The sequence below is a fragment of the Rhodococcus sp. IEGM 1330 genome, from assembly GCF_033142445.1.
In the GTDB taxonomy this organism is placed as follows: domain Bacteria; phylum Actinomycetota; class Actinomycetes; order Mycobacteriales; family Mycobacteriaceae; genus Rhodococcoides.
Genome location: NZ_JAWLSB010000021.1, coordinates 1 through 9,341 on the forward strand (window position 1 = coordinate 1; position 9,341 = coordinate 9,341).

Below are 9,341 nucleotides of genomic sequence, written 5' to 3' on the forward strand. Positions count from 1 at the left end.
TGCGGGACATGAGGACATCCTTCCAGCGGAACCCTCGGTCCCGCTATCTCGGTGTCCACCATCCGGGGTGAACCTCACAGCTCGAATTAATTGCGCTGCACTGCTTCTAATTTCGGTGTCATATTCCGGCGCGCGCCGCAATGCCCTCTTCTTCCCAAACGTGACGGGTGTGGGTGGAGCTATGGTTTAGTCGCCAGGCTCTTAGTACGACAGGAGTGACGTGCGAAGAGGTGGGGAAATGTTGAGGTGTTAGGGCGATGGCCAGAATAGGGTCGAACTTGAGTCGTATGTCGATAATTCTCACTCCCATCCCCGCGAGCTTTCGCAAAGAGGGAGTGACTGGTGCGCTCAGACAAACGAGCTCGTGAAGGCGAAATCCCAGCCCGACGGCGCGCGCAGCGACATCGGCACCATAGCTGTGGGCAAAGAGGCTCTCGATCCCATGAGGGGCAACGTCAGCAGCCCAATCTGCGAGATCGTCAGCCGCCAAGCGTCGCTGGGTGTGGCTGTATGCTCCGCTCCACGAAAACCGCGCTCCGCGCTCGTACAGGTTTGGCCGGTGGTTCTGACGGATGAACTGATGAAAGTCGCCTTGTGGCCTCCACCATTCACCTTTCCAGCCGAATGTTCCGTGGACCATTGTCGAGATGGCGAGAGGGCTCCCGGCAATTGGTGGTCGTGGGGGCACTGAATCGGCCGGAATCTCGGCACCGCCCGCATAGTCACTGGCTAAAGCTGCGTGGGCGAGCTGGCGCACGACCGGATCACTATCGGCGAGACCTGTAACGATGCGCCACCGGACCAGGCCCCACAACCAGGCCATCCCTAATGGGGTACCCGTATACCTAGACCCCTGGGAATAGCTCTCACGCCAACGACTTTCGTTGTATTCGCGCACACGAGCCGGACCCGCTTCCGGCCAGAACTCGAAAAGCGTTGGGGCAGGCAAGTCGAAGGCATAGAAAGTTGAGAAATCATTCAGGATGCTAAGGACATCGACATTGTTCAGCTCATTGTCACGAAGCACCCGCCACAGCACGGCTGCCGCCGCCGTCGATTCTCGCACTTGCGTACTGCCAAGTTGTGCAATCAGCACCGCGGTGGCAGCTTGAGGGGTCGGGTCGCTGTTAAAATGCTGCCACGCGGCCGCGAAATTCGCGAATTGGGTGTCCATCGTGCCGAGTACGTCGGCAAATGGGACGGTTGCCCAGTCCAAGCCTTCCTCTTGAAGCGCTGGACGGGTGGGAAAGCCGAGCTCCTCGATCGCAGCTGCTGAGTCAAGTAGCAGATCGGAGTCCCGAGGTGCGAAGTGCAGCCCAATCGCGGCTGCGCGGCAAACTTGCGTCGCCTCGGCTCCGGCAGGATCTCGCTGCTCGGCCGCGTCAAGCGAGACCTCAAATGCATCGGTTCCGTCTGAACGTGGACCGGGTTCTGTCATTATGCGTGCTCCTGGACGGAGGAATCGTGGCGATCAGGATCAGACACGACCTGGAACGAGCGGGCTACCCTGGCGACGATTCTGGATCATGTCCTGGGGCAATGGTGTCTTGCTTGCGGATCTGTCCCTTCAGCCCCCGGACCTGCAGCTCGCCGCCGCCATCGTTTTGAAGGATCTCCCGAGCCCGCTTAATCCCGGCAGCTTGGTTCGGAACAACCGCACCTGCGCGGTCCGCACCGGGCTTGCGCACCTCGGTCTTGCCATCTGCCCGGCGTTGTACTACTCGGCGATTCGGCTTGGACATATTCCTACTCCCGTGACTTGTCTGCCGCTATGCGGCGGCGCTGATAGAGGTGAACATTGCCTCGAACGCAGCGGCTTCGCCTTCAAGCCATGCATCAAAATGCCGCCGCCGCGTCGAGCGTCCGTATGTGAGCTTGCGACGGCGAAGATCTAGCACTGCAGGTCGACCAGAAGACGTAGTGAGTGCAAGCTCCATCAGTCGCGTTACAGCTTGTATTGCGTCGCGTGTCATCGGCGCTTCTTTGTAGTAGGTCCACACGGGCTCAGGCCCATCCGGACCGTTGTATACGAAAGTCGGGGAGACCGACACCGTCACTCCGCCGTGCGACCAACTACCGCGTGCGATTGTGGGTTCGAGAACTTTGCCAGCCCGCCATTTAGTCCAGTTCGCGGCCAGTGTGTCGTAGTGGTCTCGTCGGTTGCGGTGCGCGAGTCTGGCCGCAGTTGCGACTTTCGCGACATCATCACCCGCCTGAATGCCAGTCCGAAGTGCGTCACGAAATTGCTTGTAGAAATCTTTCGCTGGGTCGTAAACCTGTGTGTAGGACTCGACAGTGTTCTGAACTGCAGTCAGTCGGCGACTCGATGTTGCGGTCACGAAGTCCGCAAAGCTACCGATCGATATCTTCGACGTCAGTGGCGTGGTCATTCTCGTGCTCCTCTGCTGTTGGGCATGCCCGCGACCCTGTCGTCCTGGTCGAGTCTTGTTGGTTGGGGGACTACAGCAGAGACGGAGATCGATGATCGGCACCAGACAGCAAGCGTCTGATCTGCGGTCGGTCGCTTCCTGCACCCTCGGATTGAGCGTCATGGGCGGTTGGCGGCTCATGACTCGTGCTCATCATGACATGGCAGTTCGCTGAAGTCTACTTAATTTTCTACAAATTTCTGTTGCCTAGACTTTGACAAGTTCGACTTCCGCGCGTGTAGTGGAGTCTGCTTAACTATCGGTGTGCATCAATGGGACGAACAAGCTGCTGACCATCTAGCGGTCCTTGTCGACCGGGTGCAAACGGCCGGTATCGCGGACCTGCTCCGCGACGAGGTGCGGTCCATGTGGCAGGCCAACATGCAGCGTTACGAACCGAGCGAGCTAGGGGATACCCCGCGAGCGTTCGGCTTCCTTGCTGCGGAGAACATCAGTCAACGTATCCAGAAGCACTGCAAGAATCCCGACAGCGGATGGGTTCAGCGAGGGGTTCAAGTGAGCACACCTGAGAACTCGCTGCTCATCCAGACATGCGGCATCGATATGCACGTCATGAAGGCGCAAGGAAGCGACTCGCGCACACCGGACTTCGGGAGCGGATTTGATTGGTCGTCCGACAGCGCTACAAGGCTCCAGTCCGCCAAGAAAAACTCGTCTCAGTACGTCCCGGTCGGTGATCAAATTTCGATGTTCGGTCATCTTGAGCGACGCCAGACTCCAGCGAAGTGTGTAGACGTGTTCTTAGTGTGGAGCGGAGAAATCCCCACTGGGCTCACCGCGGGATGGTTTGGTCTTCCCAGTGCGGGTGTCAGTAGTTGGATGGCAGTTCAGAAGCTTTGGTGGGACGAGCCCCAAGACGGCCCGGTGAGTGGCGCTTGGAGGACTCCGATCCCCACGGGGCCGGAGGGCTTCGAGGATCGATCGACACCAGAGCCGCAGATCGGACTCCGGCCACCAGCGCGCAAGGACCAATCCGTTGAGTGACCAGGAGTCACCGAAGCGGCTCGCAGCACGTAAACGACGGTCCGAAGGCGTCGTCTCAGATTTTGATGGTAGACGCTTGTCGCTCGCACGGCGCTTGGCTCGCAAGCAGCGGACGGTTCTGGCTCGGGATGCGAATGTAACGCCGGCCGCGATCTCCCAGTTCGAGAAGGATCAGGCAAGACCTACCTTGCCAGTGTTAGCTCAGCTATCGCTGGCATTGGGCCAGCCGATTGAGTTCTTCAGGCGCGGTCGGCCAATTGCGGATGTGCCCGGTAGTGCCGCGCATTTCCGATCCTTGCGATCAACACCTGCACTAACCCGAGACCAAGCTCTCGCATTTGCCGAGCTAGCACTTGCGGTCATCGACGTGTTCGAGCAATACGTGGAATTTCCAAGCGTCAATTTACCAGATTTCGGCGAGCTGGATCAGCCTAGCGACTCGGCTATCGCGCAGATGGCGGACCAGACTCGGCGCGCAATGGACATCCCGCACGGACCAATTGGGCACGTAGTTCGCCATATGGAGGCAAATGGAGTAATTGCCTTGCGGCTACCTAGGCATATTGATCGAGGTGTCGATGCATTCTCGACATTTTCCAGCCACCGTCCATTGGTCCTCATGTCGACTCTGAAGAACGACCGAGCACGAAGCCGCTTCGACGCGTCGCATGAGCTAGGACACCTGGTTATGCACCGAGATGTTCCGCCAGGGTCGAAAGTTGTCGAGGCTGACGCGAACACGTTTGCCTCTTATCTGTTGCTCCCAGAAGGTGAAATTGAGCCTGAATTGCCGCGTCGTCTGGATTGGGAGGCTATGCAACACGCGAAGAAGCGGTGGGGCGTGAGCCTTCGGGCACTTGCTTACAGGGCGCACCGTGTTGGTATCTGGACTGACTCAACCTATCGGCGGGCAAACCAGATGCTGGCGTCTATGGGACTGCCTGAGCCGGGACCACTTGGGCCTCCTGAATCGCCAAGTATTCTGGGCAATTCAGTGTCGCTGTTGGAACAGCACGGAACTCAGTTGGGGGAGCTGGTGCACTCGGCTGGGTTCAGCCTCGATCAGTTTAGGCTAATTGTCGATTCGGGCTCCGATCAAGGGTTACGCATGAAGGTGGTCGTGAGCACGGAAAACAAATGACACTGTGTGTTCGATTTTCATTATTCGAGCTGTGTAACGTGAAACAGTCCAGGCCTGCAGCCGGTGATGGTTGAAGATGGGGTCCCTCCAAAATGCCGCCAATTCCAAAATTCGTGTTGACGAAATCCAACGTAAAGGTTACATGCTGGCGCAGGGTTCGGGGCTGCGTTCACCAGCGGCTCTCGCATTCTCAGAATCGTTAGCGTTCTTTTAGTTGGAAGTATTTGCAGCTAGTCGTCGAGGTCTGCCGTAGATTCAAGCGTGAGTTGCTCCAAAGGGACCGCTGACTGATCAAGGTATCTCAGTGGTGACGTTACCTGTCCTTGGTGTGCTTCCGGGGTCTCTGCCAGCAAGTAGGCGCGAGCTCTAGTGCGAAAACCATTGTCTAACCCCGCAGCAGCCACGAGAAAACCACAGACGTCTGCAATAAGTTTGGCGGCTATTGGATCGTAGTCTGATTTGAAAATCTCTTGCAATGTAGTACGTTTTTTTGCTACCGAAAGCGAAGTCGCAGCCTCTGCGTATCTGAGGCTCGTCTGTATTCGTCCGGGCCTTCGCATCAAGCGAGTCGTCAGCTCCCTCAGATCTTTGTAGTAGTCCGGAAGGTGGTTAAAAGGCTTATTTGGGTCTTTGTTTACCTGGTTTATGAGCGTAGCTGTCAACTCCTTTTCCCGAAGGTTTATTGCACCTCCGAATAGATATTCTTGAATTCCTCGATCGGGATCGCGCAGGAAAGACCCCCGTACGTGTTGTGTCACTTTCACCAGGCTGAGTAAGTACAGCCAGCTCAGGTCGAGAAAAAGGCCAACGTGGATAGGATTTTTTGGGTCTAGGCTGTCTCGAACTCCTTGCAGGTGAGAAATCATCTGCACGGGGTTTCGGTGGTCTTCAAATATCCAGTAGTCAAACTGCCTGTAATCAAGCAATCGTTTTAGGCGTCGATCGAGCCCGTTGAATGCGTTCAGGTGCTCCGAGACTGCATTCTTATCGAACAGAAAAGAAAGATCGGCTGAGACTTCTGCCGAATTTTCGTGGAATTGTTTCTGCATTATTTGCAAATCATCGCTTGGAAGTACCGTAACCCCGAGCCTAGATGAAAGCTGCTTAGCCGCATCCGTGACGTCATGCTCCCTAACGAGGTAGGCATGGCTTGCGCCAAAAAGGTCGGCAACGCCACGAACCCAGAACATGCGCGAAGTGCTATCGCGACGGGTCGTCTTACAGTCGGCGATTTCGGTGAGCGTCTGATGACTGCCAGTAATGGCAACGCCTAAGACATCGAGGTCGGTGAAGCTCTCTGCAGGACCTTTTCGGACGGCACCGGAAGTCGGCGCAAAGCCCCGGAGCTCGACATCGAGTCTGGTTGACATTCCCATCGACCAGAACAGCCTTCTGACGCCAACTTTTAGACCCAGATCGAGTTCACTCATAGCTCCGCTCTTCCCATCGCTGCCTCAAAAATTTTTTCTAGATGCTCAGAGGTGGGCATTACCCGATCCCGTGTGCGGTGCATGGTCTGCATGGGTGCCGAGTACCCAGTCCCGAGATCAAGAGCGCTGCGCGCATCGGCGTCGTCGACCCTGCTTGTCAAGCCCTCGCCAAACAGAATTAGATCCCTAGCCAAATTAAGTGCTTCTCGATTGTCTTGACTGTCAACGAAAGTTGGTGTGACCCAACTGCCGCCCGCACGTGTGTCTGGGGCGAAGTAGATTATTCCAGCATTTCGCATTAGCGCGTACTGCCGCTTGTGTGCGCTGTTTGGGTAAAGAAAACCCCGATTTGGGTCCAACAGTTTTCCGATAACATTGATCAGTCCGGAAGCACTAAGCGAGCTGTACCCTCCATAATGTTGCGCGCATCGTAGGCAAGCAAGAATGGCCAGCGCTTTTTCGACAATAGGTTTACGGCTGGTTAGAAGTCTGGTATCGGGCACGTACGGCAACGCTGCAAACTGCTGATCCGCCCCATTTGGCAGGGTGACGGTGGGTGCCATCACCAGCCCGCGGGCAACGGCGTCCGTCAGCAGCGGATAGGTTGCGGAGTTAATAGGCAGTCCTTGCTGGCCGCGAATCGCTGCGAACTCCTCGGCTAGGCGACCTGAGCCATGATTCTGCACCAACTCTTCGAGCAGTGCTGGATTCTCGAAACCAAAGAAGGGGGAATAGGCTATATCGCCATCTATTGACCGAATGGTTTGAACAAGTCCCGCGTCGGTTCCAACCTTAAGCAAAAGCGGGATATCGGATTTGTCAAGCCCTGCGGCGTTTTCCAGATCCTCGAACGGTATCGGCTTGGCCGATAGCTTATCGACGACGACGAGTAGTTGCTGTTCTAGGATAGTAGGTTCTCTGTCTCGCCATGCTTTACCGAGTTTACCGTACAAATCGTCGTAGTACGGTACAGTCTCGGTAAACGACAGGATCTTGCGTCCCTGCCGCCTGACACCTTGGACAAAGTCAGCATTTTCTAGCACGTCAATGACTTCACTGAACGCCAAGCCATCAACGTCAAGCTGTGCTGCGGCGATTATTGATAGCGACTGGGCGTCGGCGACAACATCGCGACCGCGAATTAGTCCCGCGACGGTCGCCGCCATCCCTACGATCCGGGTATCTGCGAGGGGGCCCAAGGAAGGTGAGTTCGGGTCGACGTTCCGCAATCCAGAATGAACATCTTGGCATCGAAGGCCTAGGTCGAACTCCTCCATCAGTTACCCTCCCTGGTCCCGAGTGCTAAATCTAGATTTCGCTTTCGCATCCCGATCGTATCGTGGCATACCCTACCGGCTCGGATCTGACGGGCGGGCGTATTGGCATGTCATCGGCGTCAACAGCAGAATCCGCGACGTGGGCCCCATCTCTTCCGTGGATGCAAGAATCGCTGGCGGGTGCGAATCTTGCAGTGGGGCGCATCTTCAGAAATCGTCTAGCGCAGTCTGTCGGCAACTGCCAAGACTGTTCTGAGCACGGCAATGTGGTTGATCGGTGTTCGCGGTCGTCAACGCTAGTAGTTCGAGAGCGACGCAGTAGGCATCGTCGCTGCCGATCATGCCGAGATGGCGGTGGCGACCGCGACTCCGAGGTAAGGATGTCAAGATGCCCCCTGTGAATGCTTAGGACTCGAACCTTCTCACGGTTGAAACAGATAGACTATCCTTATTGCAGATTGATGGTCATTGGTGGAGAACTTTGTCTGCCGTCAGCATCTGGGCTTGGCCGAAGTCCTTGAGAACATCACGCACGGGTCATGATGCGCCACCGCTTGAGATCCGATACCTCGCTACGTGGGTCAGAACAGGATCGACCGTCTATACGTCCGAGGTATTCTACGCAGTCCCATCTTCGACCCGGCCTAGAGGTATTACTCCGGATAGCTCTCTCGCAGTCTCAATAAGAGTCTCGCGAAGGTCGACCAACTCCGATACACTATTCTGGGCTGAGGTGACAGAGTCAATGTCGTACTGGTATGTAGTCGTGACTTCTCTTGCTAAAGCTTCGATCTGGTCGTTTAGACCGTGCTCCTTGTCCTGCATTTCTTTGAGTACTTCTCGTGATGCAAAGTCTGAAACCACAAAGTTTGCTTCGGCCATGGACGCTCGATATTCCGCACGGTCACCCCGTAGGCCATCAATGAGGGTCACAACCGCCTTCTGAAGTTTGTGCTCGGGGTTGTTAATTCTACGTGCCTGACCGATAGCATTTATTAGTGCATCGTAGACGGATTCGAGGATCTGCTCGTCACGGTAAACGTGATATAGCGCCTCAACCTGTCTAGACTTACGTTGTGCGTCTAGCTGACTCGTCAGCCTATCGCTCGCTGCCGCGAGTTGGTCCGTGTGCCGCTTTTCGTCATTCGCGATCTGAACGGCCGCGTCTAGTTTTGCCTGAGCCGCGTCGTCCCTCGCAAGTTTCGTCTGGTAGAGCGCGACCCCAACTGCAAGGAACGTTGCGAGACTGGCGACCCATGAAGCTACTGGGCCCCACTGCTCTGCCTTCCATCCTTCGTCCCAATAGTTGCCGATGACCCATAGCGAGATGAGCAAGACCAGTAGAACCGCACAAAATACGCTGAAACCCATACTGGCTTGTATTTTGTTCCAAAGACGCTGGTAGAGAAGCGGTTTTTTCGGCTCGTCGTTGTCGTCATTCACCCGAACATTCAACCAGGTGTTCGACTCTCTGACGTCGGCTATGTCAGTCCAGTCATTCAAACGGATGAACTTTGCTTTGTGGTTGGGTCCGTCCTAGAACATACGATCGGCGTATGACACCGTTTGGCGTACAGGTAGTGGTAGGGATCGTTGCGCTCGCATCGCTGGCTTTGGGCCTCTATAACCTCTGGTTTGCCAAGCGAGCGCCGGTACGGGATCGCCAGCGCGAACTAGAGGACGAGATTCGCGGCAGGCTAGAACAGGTCATCTTGGTGATGGAAAGTGCTTCTAAGCAGCTCAAACGGGGCGAGTACTCGGCACAGGAGGTCCCGCCGATCGTCAAAGACACCAGCGAGGCCCTGAAACCGCTAGTCACGCGCGTGAAGGACAGCGAGCTGTCGTGGCGCGCGAAGAACGCGAGTGACCATCTGTTCCTGCTGGACGCTGGTTGGTCTAGGGTGGCTAGCGGTTATAAGTACCCCGATCAGCATACGGAGAAAAAGGTGGCTGCTCTGGAGTCGGCGTTGAAGGACCAGATCCTAGTGGTGTGTCTCCAAATTATTTGACTTTTGCTAATGCGACGCGACCGCGAGCGACTTTCTCGAGGATGGATTCG

At 56.0% G+C, this 9,341-nt stretch carries 8 protein-coding genes; 2 read left to right on the plus strand and 6 right to left on the minus strand.

The window, feature by feature from the left end; all coding sequences use genetic code 11:
* Window positions 1–118 precede the first annotated feature (118 nt).
* The 3 genes from R4P57_RS26690 to R4P57_RS26695 all read right to left on the minus strand — a co-directional run bounded on the left by R4P57_RS26690 (window position 119) and on the right by R4P57_RS26695 (window position 2,390).
* Window positions 119–1,438 (minus strand): hypothetical protein, encoded by a 1,320-nt coding sequence (locus tag R4P57_RS26690; protein ID WP_317805909.1) that lies wholly within the window; start codon window positions 1,436–1,438, stop codon window positions 119–121.
* A 64-nt stretch (window positions 1,439–1,502) separates the two neighbouring features.
* The gene (locus tag R4P57_RS26860) at window positions 1,503–1,742 is read right to left on the minus strand and encodes a DUF2188 domain-containing protein (RefSeq protein WP_411742448.1); all 240 of its coding nucleotides are present in this window, start codon (window positions 1,740–1,742) and stop codon (window positions 1,503–1,505) included.
* A 27-nt stretch (window positions 1,743–1,769) separates the two neighbouring features.
* Window positions 1,770–2,390, minus strand: a complete 621-nt coding sequence (locus R4P57_RS26695; RefSeq protein ID WP_317805910.1) for a hypothetical protein — start codon at window positions 2,388–2,390, stop codon at window positions 1,770–1,772.
* 1,036 nt (window positions 2,391–3,426) lie between these two features.
* Here R4P57_RS26695 and R4P57_RS26700 point away from each other — a divergent pair.
* Complete coding sequence (locus R4P57_RS26700; protein WP_317805911.1) at window positions 3,427–4,575, plus strand: XRE family transcriptional regulator; 1,149 nt, start codon at window positions 3,427–3,429, stop codon at window positions 4,573–4,575.
* Window positions 4,576–4,805: 230 nt separating this feature from the next.
* On the opposite strand, the gene R4P57_RS26705 is transcribed toward R4P57_RS26700, so the two are convergent.
* From R4P57_RS26705 to R4P57_RS26715, 3 genes are all read right to left on the minus strand, one after another.
* The gene (locus R4P57_RS26705) at window positions 4,806–6,005 is read right to left on the minus strand and encodes a hypothetical protein (RefSeq protein WP_317805912.1); all 1,200 of its coding nucleotides are present in this window, start codon (window positions 6,003–6,005) and stop codon (window positions 4,806–4,808) included.
* On the minus strand, window positions 6,002–7,171 hold the full coding sequence (locus R4P57_RS26710; protein ID WP_317805913.1) for a hypothetical protein: 1,170 nt from the start codon (window positions 7,169–7,171) through the stop codon (window positions 6,002–6,004). The genes R4P57_RS26705 and R4P57_RS26710 overlap by 4 nt, the downstream gene beginning before the upstream one ends.
* Window positions 7,172–7,900: 729 nt before the next feature.
* Window positions 7,901–8,725, minus strand: coding sequence for a hypothetical protein (locus R4P57_RS26715; protein ID WP_317805914.1), 825 nt, complete (start codon window positions 8,723–8,725; stop codon window positions 7,901–7,903).
* A gap of 113 nt (window positions 8,726–8,838) precedes the next feature.
* On the opposite strand from R4P57_RS26715, the gene R4P57_RS26720 reads away from it, so the two are divergent.
* The gene (locus R4P57_RS26720) at window positions 8,839–9,291 is read left to right on the plus strand and encodes a hypothetical protein (protein ID WP_317805915.1); all 453 of its coding nucleotides are present in this window, start codon (window positions 8,839–8,841) and stop codon (window positions 9,289–9,291) included.
* Window positions 9,292–9,341 lie beyond the last annotated feature (50 nt).

Excerpts from the sequence above, each read along its gene's own strand:
- R4P57_RS26705 (WP_317805912.1), bottom strand. The coding sequence starts at position 6,005 with ATGAGTGAACTCGATCTGGGTCTAAAAGTTGGCGTCAGAAGGCTGTTC.
- R4P57_RS26710 (WP_317805913.1), bottom strand. The coding sequence starts at position 7,171 with ATGGCGGCGACCGTCGCGGGACTAATTCGCGGTCGCGATGTTGTCGCC.
- R4P57_RS26695 (WP_317805910.1), bottom strand. The coding sequence starts at position 2,390 with ATGACCACGCCACTGACGTCGAAGATATCGATCGGTAGCTTTGCGGAC.
- R4P57_RS26860 (WP_411742448.1), bottom strand. The coding sequence starts at position 1,742 with ATGTCCAAGCCGAATCGCCGAGTAGTACAACGCCGGGCAGATGGCAAG.
- R4P57_RS26720 (WP_317805915.1), top strand. The coding sequence starts at position 8,839 with ATGACACCGTTTGGCGTACAGGTAGTGGTAGGGATCGTTGCGCTCGCA.
- R4P57_RS26690 (WP_317805909.1), bottom strand. The coding sequence starts at position 1,438 with ATGACAGAACCCGGTCCACGTTCAGACGGAACCGATGCATTTGAGGTC.